This is a genomic window from Mesorhizobium sp. M8A.F.Ca.ET.202.01.1.1 (assembly GCF_004791595.1).
GTDB lineage: Bacteria > Pseudomonadota > Alphaproteobacteria > Rhizobiales > Rhizobiaceae > Mesorhizobium.
In genome coordinates this window covers 279,037-295,970 of record NZ_SRUN01000004.1, presented here as the reverse complement: position 1 = coordinate 295,970, position 16,934 = coordinate 279,037, and the positions used below count along the sequence as shown (strand labels likewise).

Below are 16,934 nucleotides of genomic sequence, written 5' to 3'. Positions count from 1 at the left end.
AGAATTTCTCGAATCCGATCAAGCTGCTGCGCGGAATTGCTCAAGTGCCGATTCCAGGTTCCAACGGTTATGGCTCTTGAGAATCCCTTTGCCTTCGGCAACATGGCTGCCATGGCCGAGGCACGAAAATGAACAAGCCGATTTCCGCCGCACCGCGCAAACCCGCGCGCAAGTCACCGATGGCGCTGACCGAGGCGCTGGTGGCGCGCACCATGCGCGTTGTCGAGGATGCCGGGCCGACGCCGGGCATGGTCTATATGACTGACCAGGATTATGCGCGGTTTCGCGACGAGATCCTGGCCTCGGCACCGGCCGGGCCGCTGAAACTGTTCGCCTATGGCTCGCTGCTGTGGAAGCCCGCCGGCGAGGTGAGGGGCGGCGAACGGGCGGTGGCGCGGGGCTGGCACCGGTCGTTCTGCTTCACCGTGCAACGCTTTCGCGGCACGCTCGATCAGCCCGGCCTGATGATGGCGCTCGACCGTGGCGGCCAGTGCCAGGGCATGGTGTTCGAGATCGCCGAGCCGGTTGCCGACAATCTGGAGGCGCTGCTGCGCCGCGAAATGACCATCCTGCCCGCCGTCAACGTGCCGCGCTGGCTGTGGGTGAGGACCGAAGGCGGGATGAGCCGGGCGCTCGGCTTCGTCGTCGACCCGGCCAATTCGCGCTACGCCGGCAAACTGGACAAGCAGGCGGTCGCCGCGACGCTGGCGAGCGCCGTCGGCCATTGGGGCTCGGGCGCGCAATATCTGTTCGAGACGATCCGCCACCTCGACGCCTGCGGCATACGCGACCGCAATCTGTGGCAGCTGCAGGAGCTGGTGGCGCAGGAGATCGGGCGGGTGCATGCCGGGGTCTAATGGCTTATCACGGAACCAGTCGCCTGCGTCGATGGATCGCCTGCGTTGGTGATTGGCGGATCCGCCCACCGCTTCGTCATCCACGGGCGGAGCAAGGAGCGAAGCGACGCGGCGCAGACCCGAGGAGCTGCTTCGCAGCCCAAGGGATCCATGCCGTGACACATAAGCGCCGCCACGGTCCGGAATTCTGCTCCGCTGCACCCTCGATCAAGGTCGCGGCATGGATCCCAGGGTCTCCGCGACGGAGCTTCGCTCCTGCTTCGCCCTAGGATGACGAAGTTTGGGCTTCGACTAACCGCCATCCAATCTTCCGCTTGACGAACATATATCTCTGTGGTTATACGTCAACCAATAGCCAACGGGTTATCGATCTCGGATGCCGGACGCTCATGACATGATATTCAGGACGCTCGCCGACCCGACAAGGCGGGCGATCTTCGAACGGCTGTGCCAACAGGGAGAGCAGACGGTCGGGGCGCTGACGATACAGGCCGGCGTCTCGCAGCCGGCGGTGTCGAAGCATCTGGGCGTGCTCAAGCAGGCGGGGCTGGTGCGCGACCGCCATGAAGGCCGCCAGACGCATTACAGCGCGCAGCTTGCCGCGCTGGCGCCGCTGATGGACTGGACGCGTGAGATGGCCGGGTTCTGGGAAAGCCGGTTCGACGACCTCGAGGATTTACTCAAAAGGATGGACCAGTGAACGATAGTGCCCAGGAGACCCGCACTGTCGTCGTCGAGCGGCAGATTTCCCATCCGCCCGAAAAACTCTGGCGCGCGCTGACGCAACCGCATCTGATCGAGGAGTGGCTGATGAAGAACGATTTCAATCCCGTCGTCGGCCACCGCTTCAACATCAGCGCCGATTGGGGCGGCGTGCTCGATTGCGAGGTGCTTGCCGTCGAGCCGCACAGGACGCTGTCCTATACCTGGAACCTGGCGCACCAGGATCCGGCCTTCGATCTCAGGAGCGTGGTGACTTTCACGCTTACTCCGACTCCAACGGGAACCCATCTGCGCATGGAGCAGGCCGGTTTCCGGCCCGACCAGAGACGGGCCTATGGCGGCGCCAAGATGGGTTGGCCGCAATTCCTGCAGAAGCTGGAAGAGCTTCTGGCGCGAACGGACTGAGCGTTCCCGGCCAGGCTGAAAACCACACAGCAGTATCAAAGGGCGGTTCTGCGCCAGCAAAACCCATGGAGAAATGCGATGAAGATCAAACTGACCAGCATCTATGTCGACGATCAGGAAAAGGCGCTCGCCTTCTACACCGGTGTGCTCGGCTTCACCAAGAAGGCCGATTTCAGCAATGGGCCGTTCCGCTGGCTGACGGTCGTCTCGGCCGAAGAGCCGGACGGGACCGAATTGCAGCTGGCGCTGAACGACAACCCGGCGGCCAAAACCTACCAGCAGGCGATCTTCAAGCAGGGCCAGCCGGCGCTGATGCTGTTCACCGACGACATCAAGGGCGATCATGAGCGCATCAAGGCGAATGGCGGTGCCTTCGCCATGGCGCCGACCGCGGTGACCGGCTCAACCATCGCGCAGGTGAACGATGGCTGCGGCAATCTCATCCAGATCACGGAGCTGGCGCGCTGGTAAGGCGCCAGGTTTCAACACATAGCACAAGGAGGCAGAATTGGACTGGAGCAAAGGGATACGGCAGGCGCATCGCTGGCTGTCGATGATTTTCACGATCACTGTCGCCGCGAACTTCGCCACCATGGCGTTCGGGCAGCCGCCCGCCTGGGTGGTCTATTCGCCGCTCCCGCCGCTCTTCCTTTTGCTGTTCAGCGGCCTCTATATGTTCGTGCTGCCCTATGTCGCGAAAGGGCGCGTCGCGCAGCGCGCCAACGGGTAGGGGCGGATGGCGAAATCGACCAAACCAGCCGCCAAGGCTGAGCCGAAGCTGCTTTCCGGCGGCAACCCGCGGATCGCCAAGGGCCATGGTGATGCGCCGGTGCAGGCCTATATCGCGGCCATGCCCGGCTGGAAGCGCGAGGTCGGCCAACGCCTCGATGCGCTCATCGAACGCGCCGTGCCCGGCGTGCGGAAGGCGGTCAAATGGAACTCGCCGCTCTATGGCGTCGAAGGCGAGGGCTGGTTCCTCGGCATCCATTGCTTCACGCAATACATCAAGGTGGCTTTTTTTCGCGGCAAATCGCTGGACCCGGTGCCGCCTGGCGCGTCCAAGAGCGGGGATACCCGCTATCTCGACATCCGCGAGGATGACGCGTTCGATGAGGCGCGGTTCAGCGCCTGGGTGAAGCAGGCCAGCCAATTGCCTGGCGAGCGCATGTAAGCGCTCTATTTGTCAGTTCGAAGGAGAAACATCATGACGACCACGGAAGCGCAGGCGAGCAAATCTCCCTCCGAACTGATCGACGGCAGGATCAAGGAATTGGGCGACTGGCGCGGCGAAATGCTGGGGCGGCTGCGCGCGCTGATCCATCAAGCCGATCCCGACGTGGCCGAGACGTGGAAATGGCGCGGCGTGCCGGTGTGGGAGGATGCCGGCATGATTTGCACGGGCGAGACCTACAAGGCCGTCGTCAAGCTGACCTTCGCCAAGGGTGCGGCGCTGCCCGATCCGGCGCGGCTGTTCAACTCCAGTCTCGAAGGCAACACACGGCGCGCCATCGACTTCCAGAAAGGCGAAGAGGTGGACGAGGAGGCCTTCAAGGCGCTGGTGCGCGCCGCCGTGGCTTTGAACAAGTCGAAGGCGCGAAGGTAGTCTGCCGCGTCATCGCCATTAGGCATAACTGTCAACGTCGGCGCCGCCCCTCACTGTCCTGCCGGACGTTCGTCACTCGAAAAGCCAAGCAATTGGCTTTTCGTCCGCTGCGCGGATCGCTCCTCAACTCCCCGTAAATGGGGCGAGAGTGGCTGCCGCAACGCCGCGCATTTTTTTGCAACGCTGATACAGCTTCCCTCTCCCCGTCACTATACAGGGAGAGGATGCCGGCAGGCAGGTGAGGGGCAGCGCCGACGGTCAAAGCTGTAATGGTTTCGTCGCCGCGAGCGATCGGCCACGTTTACGATCTGGGAAGCTTGATGGTGCTAGACATGGCCGGATGAAGGCTGGCCAGCCGGGCCGGCCGGGTTTGGATTCGCCGCCATGAACAGCAGCCCGATGCGCATGCCGTGGGTGGACACGGCCAAAGGCCTCTCGATCATCCTCGTGGTCATGATGTACTCGGCCTACAACACCGGCGAGTACACGGGCGGGGTGGGCTTTCTCCACTATGTCATCGGCTTCGCGACGCCGTTTCGCATGCCCGAATTCTTCCTGATCTCCGGACTTTTCCTGTCGCAGGTGATCGACCGGCCATGGCCGCGCTATGTCGACCGGCGCGTCGTCCATTACCTCTATTTCTACGTGCTGTGGGCGATTATCTCGATCGGCCTGAAGATCGGCATCTTCAGCAGGGACCCCGCCGGCATGCTGCACGACCTCGCAATGGCCGTCGTGCAGCCCTATGGCGTCCTGTGGTTCATCTACATGCTAGCCGTGTTCGGCCTTGCCGCGAAACTGCTGCGGCAGTTTGCGGTCCCTGCCTGGATCGTCATCCCGATCGCCGCCTGCCTGCAGATGTGGGCGCCGCATCCCGATAGCTACGCGGTCGAACAATTCGCGGCCTATTTCGTCTTTTTCTACGTCGGCTTCGTCATGGCGCCGCTGGTGTTCAGGCTCGTCGAATGGACGCGGGCCCGCCCGGCGCTGGCCGTCGCCGGGCTGCTCCTGTGGGCTGTTGTCAACGGCCTGCTGGTCTATTCGCCGGGCTATGCCATGCAGCCGGTCGGCATGCGGATGGGCTTGGCGGCATGGCCGCCGCTGCATCTCACTTTGGCGGTCGCCGGGGCGGTGGCGCTGTGCGTGCTTGGCGGCTTCCTGTCGAAATTCCCGGCCATGGAATGGCTGCGCTGGCTCGGCGAACATTCGCTGGTCGTCTATGTCGCCTTCACCATCCCGATGTCGCTGTTTCGCGGCGCCGCGCTGGCGAGCGGCCTCCTGACCGACACCGGCATGCTCAGCCTGGCGGTGCTGCTGGTCTCGACCATCAGCCCGGTGGTGCTCTACTTCATCGTCCAGCGCATCGGTTTCGGCATGTTCCTGTTCGAGCGGCCAGCCTGGGCGCATGTCGACGACGGCAGCGCCGCGCAAGCTGCGTCGAAAACACCGCTGCCTGCCGCCGCCACCCAGTCAAGCCGGACATAACAAAGCCGCAAGAGGCCCTGCCGCCAACCTCAGCCGTCCCGCAGCCACACCAGCATCTCGCCGGGCTCGCGGTTATCCCAGGCGAAATAGGGGATGGCGGTCAGGCGCGTCTCGACCTTGGCCGGCGGTTCGGAGCGATAGAGCCCGTCCTGCCAGCCGTCGCCGGCATCGGCTTGCGCCGTGGCTGCAAGCGTCACCACGCCGCCGAGCAGGTCCGGTTCGTCATGCACCTCGATGCCGGCTGTGCGCGGCAGGGTCAGCCGATGCAGGCTGGTGTCATTGTCGGTCGCCTCGACGCAGTAGATCAGCGGCCCGCGCGACAGCGCGACGCGGCCGGCATCCTGCCTGACCTCGGGATTGGCATAGAGCCGCTCGATCGGCATTTCGAGATCGAGCCGGACACGGTCGCCTTTTTTCCAGTTGCGCCGGATGGCGGCGTAGCCGTCGCTGGTCACGTCCTCGATGTCGACCGTCTCGCCATTGACGGCGAGGCCCGCTCTGGAGCTCCAACCCGGCACCCGCAGATGCAGCGTGAACTCCACTGGCGCCTGCGGCTCGACCGTGATCTCGACCGAGCCGTCCCAGGGATAGCGGCTCGCCTGCGTCAGCGTCACCGGCACGCCCGCTATGTCGAAGCGGGCGGTGGAGTCGCCATAGAGGTGCACGGCCAGCGCATCGTCGGACAGGCTGTAGAAATAACTGCCGATGGAAGCGACCATGCGCCCGATATTGGGCGGGCAGCAGGGGCAGCGGTGCCATTTCCATCTGTTGTGCTTGCCCCGGCTTTCCAGCGGGTTCTCGTAGAAGAACAGCGAGCCGTCGAGCGACAGGCCGGAGATCGAGCCATTGTAGAGCGCGCGCTCCATCATGTCGGCATAGCGGGCGTTCGGTCCCATGCCGAGCATGCGGCTGGCCCAGAACACCAGCCCGACCGAGGCGCAGGTCTCGGCATAGGCGGTTTCGTTGGGCAGGTCATAGTCGCTGGTGAAACCCTCATTGTGCGCCGACGGCCCGAGCCCGCCGGTGATATAGAGGTTTTTCGTGGTGAGGTCGTCCCACAGCCGGTCGAGCGCCACACGCAGCGTGTCGTCGCCATATTCGGTGGCGATGTCGGCCATGCCAGAATAGAGATACATGGCCCTGACCGCATGGCCGACGACCTTGTCCTGCTCGCGCACCGGGATGTGAGACTGGCTGTATTCGTAGGTCTTGAAATGATAGGCCTTCGGGTCGGCGCCGCGAGCGCGCGCCTCCTCGTCGAAATAATGCGGCTCGAGGCCACGCTGGTCGATGAAGTATTTGGCCAGCTCCATGTACTTCCGCTCGCCGGTCACCCGCGCCAGCTTGACCAGCGCCAGCTCGATCTCCTCATGGCCGCAATAGCCTTTTTTCTTGCCGGGCTCCGGGCCGAGCACCGAGGCGATGTGGTCGGCATAGCGGCACATGATATCGAGCAGCTTGCGCTTGCCGGTCGCCTGGTAGTAGGCGACCGCGCCCTCGATCAGGTGGCCGGCGCAGTAAAGCTCGTGGCAGTCGCGCAGATTGGTCCAGCGCTTGCCGGGCTGGATGCGCTGGTACCAGCTGGAGAGATAGCCGTCCTCCTGCTGCAGTCTGCCATACATGTCGATGACGGCGTCGATCTTCTTCTCCAGTTCGGGATTCTTGCGCCGGTAGAGCGAATAGGCTGATGTCTCGATCGTCTTGCCGAGATCGGAATCCCAGAACATCTGCGTGGTCACCGTCGACCCGGTGAATCCGGGGGAGGCGGCCTCGTCGGGCGACGGCGAGTGGAAGGGAATGACGATGCCGGGCGAGGGACGATCGGGATCGATCTGCTCCAGCATGCGCGCCTCCACGCAGCGGTCGTAAAGGATGTCGGCGGTGCGCGTCGCGACCGCCTCGGCGCGGTCGCCCCAGAAGCCGCGCACGTCGACCTGCGGCACCGGCAGCGGGCGGAAGGCGAGCTTGGGCCTGGCTGTGGTGGCGGGCCGGGGGGATGGCGATGCTGTCATGAACTCACTCCATTCGATCGATTACTTGACGGCCCCGGCCATCAGGCCGCGGATGTAGAAGCGCTGCAAAGCCAGGAACAGGATCAGGCACGGCACCATCATCACGGTGACGCCCGCCTGCACGGCGCCCCAGTCGATGGCGCCGAAGCGGCCCGACTGAAGTGCCGTCATCATCACCGGCAGCGTGAATTTGGACTGGTCGGTCATCAGCACCAGGGCAGCGAGGAACTCGTTCCAGGCGCCAAGGAAGGCAAACAGCGCGATGGTGACGACGCCAGGCCAGACCAGCGGCAGCATCACCTTTATGAGCATGGTGGCGTTGCCGGCGCCGTCCATGCGAGCGGCCTCCTCGATCTCGCGCGGCACCGCGTCGAAGGCGTTGCGCATCATGAAGATCGAGAACGGCAATTGAAGCGTCACATAGACGCCGACCAGCCCGGTCAGCGTGTTGTGCAGGCCAAGCTTGGTCAGCACCAGGAAGATCGGCGTCAGGATCGACTGGAACGGGATCATGATCGTCGACAGGATGAGGACGAAGAACAGGTCCTTGAACGGAAACCGAAACCGCGAGAAGCCGTAACCGGCGAGCACGCTGACGATGACCGACAATATGACGGTCATCACCGAGACATAGATGCTGTTCTGCGCCGAGACCCACAGGCCGTCGCCGAAACTGTTCAGCGTTTGATAGTTCTCGAGCGAGAAGCCCGTGGTCGGCCAGGGCGGCAGCGGTGGCAGGCGCGCCTCCTGCGCCGGCTTGAAGGCCGACAGCACCGTCCACACGATCGGCGCCACGAACAGCAGCGAGGCGATGATGCCGGTGGAGTGCCTGGCCAAGCGCGCGGCGAGCTTGCCTCTGGCTGATATCGCCTGCGCCATCAGTCGAGCCCCTCGGGCTTGCGCAGCAGCCAGAGCTGGACGAGGCTGAGCGCCACCAGGATGACCAGCAGCACCATCGACAGCGCCGCGCCATAGCCGAGCTTGAACGACACGAACGACTGGTTGAAGATCCAGTAGACCGCCGTCAGCGTCTGGTTACGCGGGCCGCCGCGCAGGATGATGTAGAACTGGTCGAAGGCGAGGATCGAGCCGGCCACCGACAGGATCAGCGCCAGCGCCAGCGTGCGGCGCATCAGCGGCAAGGTGACCGCCCGGAACCTTGCGAACGGCCCGGCGCCGTCGATGACGGCGGCCTCCTGCAGGTCCTGCGGGATCGATTGCAGGCCGGTCATCAGGATGATCATGGTGAAGCCGGCGACTTTCCACACCACCATGGCGATGATCGACCAGAAGGCCGGCTGGAAGGTGGCGAGCAGGTTGAACTTCCTGTCGATCAGGCCGAGGTCGTAGGCGGCGGGGCTGAACAGGCCGGAATCGACGTTGAGCAGCCACGACCAGAGCAGGCTCGCCGAGGCGAAGCCGACCACCGCCGGCATGAAGAACATGGTGCGGTAGACATTGGTGAACGGGCGCGGCCGCTCGATGAAGATCGCCAGCGGAAAGGCGACGGCGAAGATCGCGATGGTGACGATCAGCGTGTAGTAGCCGGTGAACCTCAGCGCGTTCCAGAACCTGGCATCGCGCAGGATTGCCCAGTAATTACCGAGGCCTATGAAGGAATGCTCGCCCATCAGCGGCCAATTGTGCAGCGACATCCACGCCGTCATGCCGAGCGGGATGACGAAGAACAGCATGACGAGCGCGACCGCCGGCGCGACATAGAGCAGGCCGATCCACTGCCGGCGCCCAGCGCCGACGAGCTTGCGGGCGCGGGGCGGGGCGGTGGTTGTGATGGTGGTCATGGCTGGGCGCTCGTTCTTCCTTCTCCCCTTGTGGGAGAAGGTGGATCGGCGCGCAGCGCCGAGACGGTTGAGGGGTGCGCCAAGCAATGAGGCAGGTGCGATTTCGAACTTGTTGCCAAGCTGGAGCACCCCTCATCCGACCTCGCTTCGCGAGGCCACCTTCTCCCACAAGGGGAGAAGGGAGAACCAACCCTCCGACGCTCCGAAGCGGAGATGCAACCGAGTCTTCTCAACGCGATAGCCCTGCCATTTGAACCAAAACAATTTCCGGCCGCCCGCCCAGGGAGACAGGCGGGCGGCCGGACAGGCGCCTATTTCTGCGGCGCCTGGTCGATGATCGACTGCATGGTTTCCTGGGCGTTGGCGATCGCGCCATCGACGTCGTCGCCGAAGAACACCTCATTGATCATCTGCGTCCATGGGCCGTTGGCGGAGTTGATCAAATCGTTGAACACCACCGAGTAGGGGGTCTTGCCCTTGGCCATCGCCTCGGCGGCGATCTGGTAGCGCGGATCGAGATCCTTCAGCGCGTCCTTGGCGATGTCGCCGCGCACCGGCAGGCTGCCGTATTTGGCGAGGATGGTCTGGCCCTCGAGCGAATAGGCGAAGTCCAGGAACTCCTTCACCACGGCGAGCTTCTTGGTGCCCTTGGTGACGACGAAATTGTCGCCGCCGGCAAAGGACGACCAGTTGCCATCCTTGCCCGGCAGGAAGGTGATGCCGTAGTCGACATTGGGATACTGCGTGTTGAGCGCGCCGATGGCAAAGGCGCCAGAGGGCGAGATGCCGATATTGCCGGCGGCGAAGGCGGCGAAGAAATTGGCGCCGGTGTCGGTCTGCGCGCCCGCCGGCACCAGGTCCTTCTTGACCATGGAGCGGTAGAGATCGATGGCGCCACGCAGCTGCGGGCTGTCCAGCGTCGCCTTGGAGCCGTCCTCCGACAGGATGTCGCCGCCAGAGGCCCAGATCAGCGGCGTGAAGGTGAAGATGTTGCAGCCGCCGCAATTGCCGGAGAAATAGAAGCCCTTGATGTTGCCGCCAAGCGCGTTGACCTTCTCGGCATCGGCTTCGATCTCGGCCCAGTTGGTCGGACCTTTCTCGGGGTCGAGGCCGGCCTGCTTGAACAGCTTCTTGTTCCAGATCAGCACCGAGGCGTCGGCCGAGAAGGGCAGGCCGTAAATATGGTCCTTGTAGGTGCCGGTCTTCACATGCGCCGGCGACAGGCTGGCGAAATAGGGCAGGGACTTCGCCCAGTCGGTGATGTCCTCGAGCTGGCCGGCAGCGGCGAAGGACGGGGTGTAGATCAGGTCGAGCGACAGTGCGTCGGGCGCCGTGCCGCCGGCGGCGGCCGCGCCATATTTCGGGATGATCTCGGCATTGGGGATGATGTCGAGCTTGACCTGGTCCTTGTTCGCCTTGTTGAAGGCGTCGACGATCCTCGGCATGAAGTTCGAGCCGTCGGCGCGCACCCAGATGTTGGCGGTCTCGGCGGCGGCAAGTTGCAGGCCGCAGCCCAGAGCGGCAGCGGCCAGGGCCAGTTTGGCAATCAGGTTCCTCATGTTCTCCTCCTCCAGGGTTGGCCGCTGTCCGCGGCTTGGCGCCGATCGCGTGGCGCTTTGTTTCAGCCGTCCGGCGGACGGCCGCAGGACTGACGCACCACCAGCCGGCACGGCAGTTTTCTGATGCCTGGCGCGGCGGATTTGCCGCCGACCAGGGAAAGCAGGGTCAGCCCGGCCTCGCGGCCTAGTGCTGCCAGGTTCATGTCGACCGAGGTCAGCGGCGGGCGGGTCGCCTCGGCCACGATCTCCCAATTGTCGAAGCCGATGACGCCGACATCATTGGGCACGCCGAGGCCGCGTTCGCGCAGAGCATCGATGACGCCGCGCGCGATCTGGTCGTTGCCGCAGAAGACGGCGTCCGGTTTTTCGCCGTTGCCATCGAACAGTTTCGCCACGGCGTCATGTCCCCAGGCTTCCGACCAGGAGCCGAGCAGCGGCTCGATCACCGGCAGGCCGTTCTCCGTCAGGACGGCGCGGTAAGCCTGCGCCCGTTCGTGCACCACGGCAAAGCTCGCCGGGCCAGTGACATGGGCGATGCGCTTGCGGCCAAGCCGGCGGAAATGCTCGATCGCCAGCCGCGCCCCGCCGCCATCGTCGGAGACGAAGGCGACGGCGTCGGGATCGGGCTGGGTGAAGGCGTAGATCACCGGGACGCGCAGGTTGGACAGGTCGACCGGCAAATGGCGGTCGATGCGCTTGCCGGTGGCGATGATGCCGTCGACGCGCTTGTCGAGCATGGCCTCGACATGGAGCTGGCCGAGGCGCGGATCCTCCTCGACATTGCACAGGAACACCGAAACGCCGGCATCGACCAGGGCGTCCGATATGCCCGACATCAGCGGCAGCGAGAAACGGCCATAGGTATCGTTGGTAAGCAGGCCGACGGTGAAGGAGCGCCGCCTCAGCAGGCTCTGCGCCAGGCTGTTGGGACGAAATCCCAGGCTGCGCGCCGTCTCGCGGATGCGCTCGCGGGTCTCGGCCGTCATGCGCCCCTGGCCGTTGAGCGCCTTCGAGGCGGTGGCGACGCTGACGCCGGCCCGGGCGGCCACGTCGCGCAAGGTGACGGGCTTGGGAAAGACCGGAGCTGGCTGATCGTCCGATGCCATCGCGGCAAGAATCCTTAGCTGGGAAAAGGTTTTCCCTTATCGGCCGGAATAAGGCCCGGCCAATGGCCGAGCCTGATCGGGACTGTTTGGAAAAACCTTTTCTCAACTCAAGCTAGGGCACATCAAAGACCTGTTCAAGAGAAAAATTGCAGTCGCTGGCGCGATCGGATTTCGCGGGGGGCGCGGCCAATCGGTGCCGGGTTCACAGGTCGCCGTGCGCATTCATGGACTCAAGACCGCTTCGGCAGCTTCTCAGCGGAAATCATCCGATGTCAGCACATACAAGCTCTTGTGGGTGCGGCTGTAGGCCTTGGCGGCGACGTCGTGGATCGTGGAACTCGACCTGTCGAAGGCGGCAAGATAGCCGGCCTCGTCGGCGGTGGTGTCGGGCTGCATCCTGGTCATGGCATCGGCGGCCACGGAGAAGGAAATCTGCAGCATGCCGTCATGGCCGACGAAGCGGATGCGTTGACCGGCCACGTCATAGCTGCGGCTGCGGTTGGGGAAGGTCAGGCTCATGTCTTGACCCCCGTTGCGGCGGCCTTCTTGGCCACCCGTTTCGCCTTCGGCGTCGGGTTCAGAGCTTCGGCCACGCGGTCGGCTTCTTCCTTGGCCAGCCGCAACTCCCTCAGCCGTTTCGTCTTGATCTCCCTGGCACGCGCCTCGGACATGTATTCAGCGGTCGCCTTGTTGTGCTCCGCCGTCTTCTTCTGCTTGTCGACAAAGCGGGCTTGGGCTTTTTCCATCAGAGTCTGATTGCCATCGGCCATCGAACAAATCTCCTTCATGCTGAAATCGTGAAAACGAACTTGTCCGATAAATAGGCGCTCGGCAGGAAAAATTCAATCTTTCGAATTATTTGGCGCTTTGCGGGCACCGAGAAAGCGAGCGCTGAAATAATACTTTTGAATATTTTCCCGCGGCCAAGATTATCCTTGCCTCCGGGAAATGTAGGTCGGGCCGAGGTGCCAACGGACGCTATTTCGAACGGAAATCCGTTTCGCACCTTCCTGAAATTGCCTAGGATGGTCCGGTGGTCGATTGGGGGCGTTTGCGGAAAACGGAACCGCGATTCTGTATACGGAGACAAGCCATGTTTGCCGCCAAGGCCATCGACGCCTCCAACAAGGCCGAATTCTACCGCGACCTCGCCAAGCAATTGAAGGCATTGCTGGAGGGCGAGGGCGATTCCATCGCCAACGCCGCCAACACCTCGGCGCTGATCTTCCAGATGGTGCCCGACCTCAACTGGGCCGGCTTCTACTTCCTGGCATCGGACGAGGAACTGGTGCTCGGCCCCTTCCAGGGCAAGCCGGCCTGCGTGCGCCTCACTGTCGGCAAGGGCGTGTGCGGAACGGCGGTCGAGCTCGGCACTTCGATGCTGATCAAGGACGTGCATGATTTCCCCGGCCACATCGCCTGCGACGCCGACTCGCGCTCCGAACTGGTGGTGCTGCTGGAAGACGAGGAGGGTGTCTTCGGCGTGCTCGATCTCGACAGCCCGACGCCCGGCCGTTTCGACAGTGCCGACCAGGCCGGCATCGAGGCGCTGGCGGCAATCTATGTCGCGGCGAGTTCGTTCGAGGATTGAATCCGGCTCACAATCAGATTCAGACAAGGCCTCCTGGAGCGGTTCAGAGTTTGATAGAATCTCTGACCCGCTCTAACTTCTTGTTTTTACTCAACTCCCAAGGGGAAGCGCTAGGCGCTTCTCCCGGGAAAACCGCTACGCACTTTTCCTGGAATTGCTCTAAGCCCTTGTTTTGACAGATGCCGTGTGCCCCTATGCCTTCACGCGCAGGGACAGGCGGATCAGGCCAGCTTCACCAGCATCAGGCTGAAGCCGCCGATGAACAGGAAGGCGCAGAAGGCGAGCGCCAGCGGGCGCAGGCCGCGCGAGCGAAGCTGCGAAATGTCGGCCTGCAGGCCCATGGCGGCGAGCCCCATGGTCAGCATGATGGTGGTGGCAAGCACTATCGCCTGCTTCACTTCGGCCGGTACCGCCACAAGGCTGTTCAGCGCCACGACGGCGACGAAGGCGGCGACGAACCACGGCATGGGCGGGCGCGCCGCCGAGGGGTCGCCGCTCTTGCGGCGTGCCATCAGGCCGAGCGCGATGACCATCGGCGCCAGCATGGCGACGCGCGTCAGCTTGGCCACGGTGGCGATCTCGCCGGATTGGGTGCCGTTCTGGAAACCGGCGCCGATGACCTGCGCCACCTCATGGATCGAGGCGCCCGCCCACAGGCCAAAAGCGTGCTGGTCGAGGCCAAGCAGCGGCGCCAGCAGCGGGAAGCCGAGCATGGCGACTGTGCCGAACAAGGTGATCGAGGCGACGGCATAGGTGACGTCCTCATCGCGCGCGTCGGTGACGATGTTGGTGGCCACGATCGCCGAGGCGCCGCAGATCGAAGTGCCGGCGGCGATCAGCTGCGCCAGCTTGGCATCGACGCCGATCAGCCGGCCGAGCGTGATGGTGAAGAGGAAGGTGGCGCCAAGGGTCGCCGCCACGATGCCGACGCCGCTGGCGCCTATCGAAACCACCTGGCCGAGCGTCAACTGGAAGCCGAGCAGCACGATGGCGAAGCGCAGCAGGCGCTTTTGCGAGAAGGCGATGCCGGCCCTGGCGTGCGCCGGCGTGCCGAGCACATTGGAATAGACCATGCCGGCCACGACGGCCAGGATCATCGGGCTGAACAAGGCGAAGCCGGAGACATTGCGGGCGGAGAAGGCGACGGCCGTGATCATCGACACCAGCACGATCCCGGGGATGATGCCGTTCCACAGGGAATCGAGGCGCTTGCGGCCCCGCGCCAGATCGGCGGAAATCCTGCTTTTCGGAATATCGTTCGCGATGCGGGTCAGGGAAGACAATGCAATTCTCCAGGCGGGTATCCCGGGGAAATGCCATTTCATAATCGATCTTTCCAACGAATTATTTTGGTTGGAATGATCTATTTTTACGAACGATTGGCCGTCCAAACGGTCTCAAGGACGCGTGGGCGCATTGCTTATGGCTTGGCGATGCATCGCACCGAGCTGCGAGAACGCAATCCGTCGGGCTACAACAAGTCCTGCCACCGCCGTGCGCCATGAATGACACGCACGATCTCCGCACCGTCGTCCGTTTGGCGATAGAGGATCAAGTAGTTTCCCGCAGGGAACGTGCGCAAGCCCGGTCGCACTTCCGGCCGGGCAATGCCCATGCCCGGCATGTCGGCGATGCGTTCGCAATGGGCATGGATTTCGTCATACCAACGCAACGCCGCCGCAGGACTGTCCTCGGCTATATAAAGCGCGATGGCTTCGATATCAGCTTCGGCCTCCGGTCGAAGGCGTAGCGTCATCGCGATGTGCGCTCGGCAATCCTCGCATCAAGCTTGCCTTTGATCCGGGCGAAGGCATCGCGGCCGTCGACCGGATCGCCGCTTGCCATGCCTTCGTCCCAAAGCCGGCCTAGCTCGTCGATGGCTTGGTCGCGTTGCATCCGACGAAACTTCCACTCGCGCAAGGCCTCGCGCATGACTTCGCTCGCCGAAGCGTATTCGCCCGCCGCAACGACCTCGCGCATCATGGTTGCCATTTCGGGCGTGAGGGCAACGCTCACTTTCTCGACATTCGCCATCGGCGGGTTCTCCTACCTGGGCAAAGTAGGCAAGTTTACCACCGGCCGCAAGGAGGCCAGGTGGCGCATGACATCAAAGCTGTGCCTCGATCGCCGCCTTGTCGATCACCGACCAGACGTTCCTGATCCTGTCGTTCAGATATTCATAGAAGACGTTCTCGCTGAAGGAGACCTTTTTGCCATTGATGGGCAGGCCGAGGAACGTTCCCTTGGGCGTGCAGTTGAACTGGAGGCGGCTGGCGATGAAAGGCGGATCGGAGATCAGCAGTTGCACATCGAAATAGAGGTCGGGAATTTCCCGAAAATCCCGCTCCAGCATGTCGCGGTAGCCTGACAATCCGACGCGGTCGCCGTTGTAATGCACCTCGTCATGGACAAAGCGATGCAGCCTTTGCCAATCCTGATTGTTGAGGCAGTCGATATAGCCTCGATAGAGATCGGTTTCGGTCACGGTGATGGCTCCGTTGCTGACGCTTGGACGAGATCATGCTCGACCGGAAGATAGAACGACCGTGGGCACAGTCCAGACGTTCCAGCCCCCGGTACCGGAATGCATCGACCAGCAGCGAGCAGGCTGATGTCGCAGTAGGCGTGCGCGCTCTACGACCCAGCCGGATGAGGTCGACATCAACAAGATCCTGTCTAGGCCGACGGCGCAGGAGTGTTGAACAGGGCAATCGTTTCGGATTTCGAATTCGCTCATTTTTCGAGCGCTGGCACTGCCCCTCACCTGCCTGCCGGCATCCTCTCCCCGTATAGTGACGGGGAGAGGGACGCTGCAATCGCCGGTTTAGCCAATCACCTGCGTTGCAAGGAGGACGCCGAGGCTGCCGCCAGCCCCTTCTCCCCGTCACTATACGGGGAGAAGTGCCCGGCAGGGCGATGAGGGCGGCGTCGCGAAGACCCGAGGATCCATGCCGCGACCTTGGTGGCAGGTGCAGCGGAGCCCGATTCTGCACCGCTGCGGCGCCTGGAAGTCGCGGCATGGATCCTCGGGTCTGCGCCGCGTCGCTACGCTCCTTGCTTCGCCCGTGGATGACGAAGTCGGGGGCTTGGGCCAATCCCCAGATCTTGACGCACCGCTCTTCCTGCGCCAGCTTGCCGCCATGTTCGCTCGCGCGCCCGCCAACACCAAGCGAGGCCGCTCCTGCATAGCGCGGAGCGGCAGGCTGATTGCGCGACGATAAATCCGGCACGATAGATCCGGTTTGTTCGTTTCCCGCCCCGCCCGCACCATCAGCCGGCGGGGTTTTCATGTCTGGAGCCTTTTGATGATTGCCAATCCTTCCATCCGGTTTCGGCCGGCCGAGCCTGCCGACGCCGCCGCGATCAGGGATATCGTGCGTGCCGCCTATGCCAGATGGGTGCCGGTGATCGGCCGCGAGCCGCTGCCGATGCGTGCCGATTACGACAAGGCTGTCGCCGAGCATCCGTTCGATCTCGCCGTCGAGGACGGCCGCATCGTCGGCATGATCGAGACTTTGCTCGCCGACGATCACCTGTGGGTCGAGAATGTCTGCGTTGCGCCGCAGGCGCAGGGCAGGGGCATCGGCCGGCTGCTGCTGGAGCGCGTGGAAACCAAGGCGCGCGCGGCGGGACGCGCGGAGCTGCGACTGTTGACCAACGGCGCCTTCGAAGCCAATGTGTCGCTCTATCGCAAGCTTGGCTATACGATCGATCGGGAGGAGCCGTTCCTGAACGGAACGACGGTCTATATGAGCAAGCGGCTTGTTGGATGCCCACCAACCGGAGCGTGA

At 63.5% G+C, this 16,934-nt stretch carries 21 protein-coding genes; 10 read left to right on the top strand and 11 right to left on the bottom strand.

The window, feature by feature from the left end; translation table 11 throughout:
• The first annotated feature begins 128 nt into the window (after window positions 1-128).
• The 8 genes from EN845_RS12085 to EN845_RS12050 all read left to right on the top strand — a co-directional run bounded on the left by EN845_RS12085 (window position 129) and on the right by EN845_RS12050 (window position 5,073).
• Window positions 129-857, top strand: a complete 729-nt coding sequence (locus tag EN845_RS12085; protein ID WP_127870176.1) for a gamma-glutamylcyclotransferase — start codon at window positions 129-131, stop codon at window positions 855-857.
• A gap of 376 nt (window positions 858-1,233) precedes the next feature.
• On the top strand, window positions 1,234-1,557 hold the full coding sequence (locus tag EN845_RS12080; RefSeq protein ID WP_127870177.1) for a metalloregulator ArsR/SmtB family transcription factor: 324 nt from the start codon (window positions 1,234-1,236) through the stop codon (window positions 1,555-1,557).
• On the top strand, window positions 1,554-1,985 hold the full coding sequence (locus EN845_RS12075; protein WP_127870178.1) for an SRPBCC domain-containing protein: 432 nt from the start codon (window positions 1,554-1,556) through the stop codon (window positions 1,983-1,985). Before EN845_RS12080 ends, EN845_RS12075 begins: the two co-directional genes overlap by 4 nt.
• Window positions 1,986-2,063: 78 nt before the next feature.
• Window positions 2,064-2,456: a VOC family protein gene (locus tag EN845_RS12070; protein WP_127870179.1), complete on the top strand. Its 393-nt coding sequence runs from the start codon at window positions 2,064-2,066 to the stop codon at window positions 2,454-2,456.
• A 37-nt stretch (window positions 2,457-2,493) separates the two neighbouring features.
• Window positions 2,494-2,715, top strand: a complete 222-nt coding sequence (locus EN845_RS12065; RefSeq protein WP_127870180.1) for a hypothetical protein — start codon at window positions 2,494-2,496, stop codon at window positions 2,713-2,715.
• 6 nt (window positions 2,716-2,721) lie between these two features.
• Window positions 2,722-3,156, top strand: coding sequence for a DUF1801 domain-containing protein (locus EN845_RS12060; protein WP_127870181.1), 435 nt, complete (start codon window positions 2,722-2,724; stop codon window positions 3,154-3,156).
• Window positions 3,157-3,189: 33 nt separating this feature from the next.
• Complete coding sequence (locus tag EN845_RS12055; protein WP_127870182.1) at window positions 3,190-3,588, top strand: DUF1801 domain-containing protein; 399 nt, start codon at window positions 3,190-3,192, stop codon at window positions 3,586-3,588.
• A 384-nt stretch (window positions 3,589-3,972) separates the two neighbouring features.
• Window positions 3,973-5,073: an acyltransferase family protein gene (locus tag EN845_RS12050; RefSeq protein WP_127870183.1), complete on the top strand. Its 1,101-nt coding sequence runs from the start codon at window positions 3,973-3,975 to the stop codon at window positions 5,071-5,073.
• Window positions 5,074-5,102: 29 nt separating this feature from the next.
• On the opposite strand, the gene EN845_RS12045 is transcribed toward EN845_RS12050, so the two are convergent.
• From EN845_RS12045 to EN845_RS12015, 7 genes are all read right to left on the bottom strand, one after another.
• Window positions 5,103-7,085, bottom strand: a complete 1,983-nt coding sequence (locus EN845_RS12045) for a glycoside hydrolase family 127 protein (RefSeq protein WP_127870184.1) — start codon at window positions 7,083-7,085, stop codon at window positions 5,103-5,105.
• A 21-nt stretch (window positions 7,086-7,106) separates the two neighbouring features.
• Window positions 7,107-7,964 (bottom strand): carbohydrate ABC transporter permease, encoded by an 858-nt coding sequence (locus EN845_RS12040; RefSeq protein WP_127870185.1) that lies wholly within the window; start codon window positions 7,962-7,964, stop codon window positions 7,107-7,109.
• A complete protein-coding gene (locus EN845_RS12035; protein ID WP_127870409.1) occupies window positions 7,964-8,887 on the bottom strand; it encodes a sugar ABC transporter permease in 924 nt (307 codons plus the stop codon). The genes EN845_RS12040 and EN845_RS12035 overlap by 1 nt, the downstream gene beginning before the upstream one ends.
• Before the next feature lie 311 nt (window positions 8,888-9,198).
• The gene (locus tag EN845_RS12030) at window positions 9,199-10,446 is read right to left on the bottom strand and encodes a sugar ABC transporter substrate-binding protein (RefSeq protein ID WP_127870186.1); all 1,248 of its coding nucleotides are present in this window, start codon (window positions 10,444-10,446) and stop codon (window positions 9,199-9,201) included.
• Between the two features lie 62 nt (window positions 10,447-10,508).
• Complete coding sequence (locus tag EN845_RS12025) at window positions 10,509-11,552, bottom strand: LacI family DNA-binding transcriptional regulator (RefSeq protein ID WP_127870187.1); 1,044 nt, start codon at window positions 11,550-11,552, stop codon at window positions 10,509-10,511.
• A gap of 252 nt (window positions 11,553-11,804) precedes the next feature.
• Window positions 11,805-12,071: a DUF1488 domain-containing protein gene (locus tag EN845_RS12020; RefSeq protein ID WP_127280275.1), complete on the bottom strand. Its 267-nt coding sequence runs from the start codon at window positions 12,069-12,071 to the stop codon at window positions 11,805-11,807.
• Window positions 12,068-12,322 carry a hypothetical protein gene (locus EN845_RS12015; protein WP_127280276.1) on the bottom strand — a complete coding sequence of 85 codons (255 nt, stop codon included), beginning with the start codon at window positions 12,320-12,322 and terminating at the stop codon, window positions 12,068-12,070. The genes EN845_RS12020 and EN845_RS12015 overlap by 4 nt, the downstream gene beginning before the upstream one ends.
• Window positions 12,323-12,645: 323 nt before the next feature.
• On the opposite strand from EN845_RS12015, the gene EN845_RS12010 reads away from it, so the two are divergent.
• Window positions 12,646-13,143, top strand: coding sequence for a GAF domain-containing protein (locus EN845_RS12010; protein ID WP_127280277.1), 498 nt, complete (start codon window positions 12,646-12,648; stop codon window positions 13,141-13,143).
• A gap of 221 nt (window positions 13,144-13,364) precedes the next feature.
• On the opposite strand, the gene EN845_RS12000 is transcribed toward EN845_RS12010, so the two are convergent.
• From EN845_RS12000 to EN845_RS11985, 4 genes are all read right to left on the bottom strand, one after another.
• Entirely contained in the window at window positions 13,365-14,426 is a 1,062-nt protein-coding gene (locus EN845_RS12000; RefSeq protein WP_127280278.1) for a YeiH family protein, read from the bottom strand.
• Between the two features lie 188 nt (window positions 14,427-14,614).
• On the bottom strand, window positions 14,615-14,899 hold the full coding sequence (locus tag EN845_RS11995) for a type II toxin-antitoxin system RelE/ParE family toxin (protein WP_127280279.1): 285 nt from the start codon (window positions 14,897-14,899) through the stop codon (window positions 14,615-14,617).
• Window positions 14,896-15,177: a type II toxin-antitoxin system ParD family antitoxin gene (locus tag EN845_RS11990; RefSeq protein ID WP_127280280.1), complete on the bottom strand. Its 282-nt coding sequence runs from the start codon at window positions 15,175-15,177 to the stop codon at window positions 14,896-14,898. Before EN845_RS11990 ends, EN845_RS11995 begins: the two co-directional genes overlap by 4 nt.
• Before the next feature lie 73 nt (window positions 15,178-15,250).
• Complete coding sequence (locus EN845_RS11985; RefSeq protein WP_127870188.1) at window positions 15,251-15,628, bottom strand: ester cyclase; 378 nt, start codon at window positions 15,626-15,628, stop codon at window positions 15,251-15,253.
• Between the two features lie 820 nt (window positions 15,629-16,448).
• Between EN845_RS11985 and EN845_RS11975 the strand changes: the two genes are divergently transcribed.
• Window positions 16,449-16,934 (top strand): GNAT family N-acetyltransferase, encoded by a 486-nt coding sequence (locus EN845_RS11975; RefSeq protein WP_127278910.1) that lies wholly within the window; start codon window positions 16,449-16,451, stop codon window positions 16,932-16,934.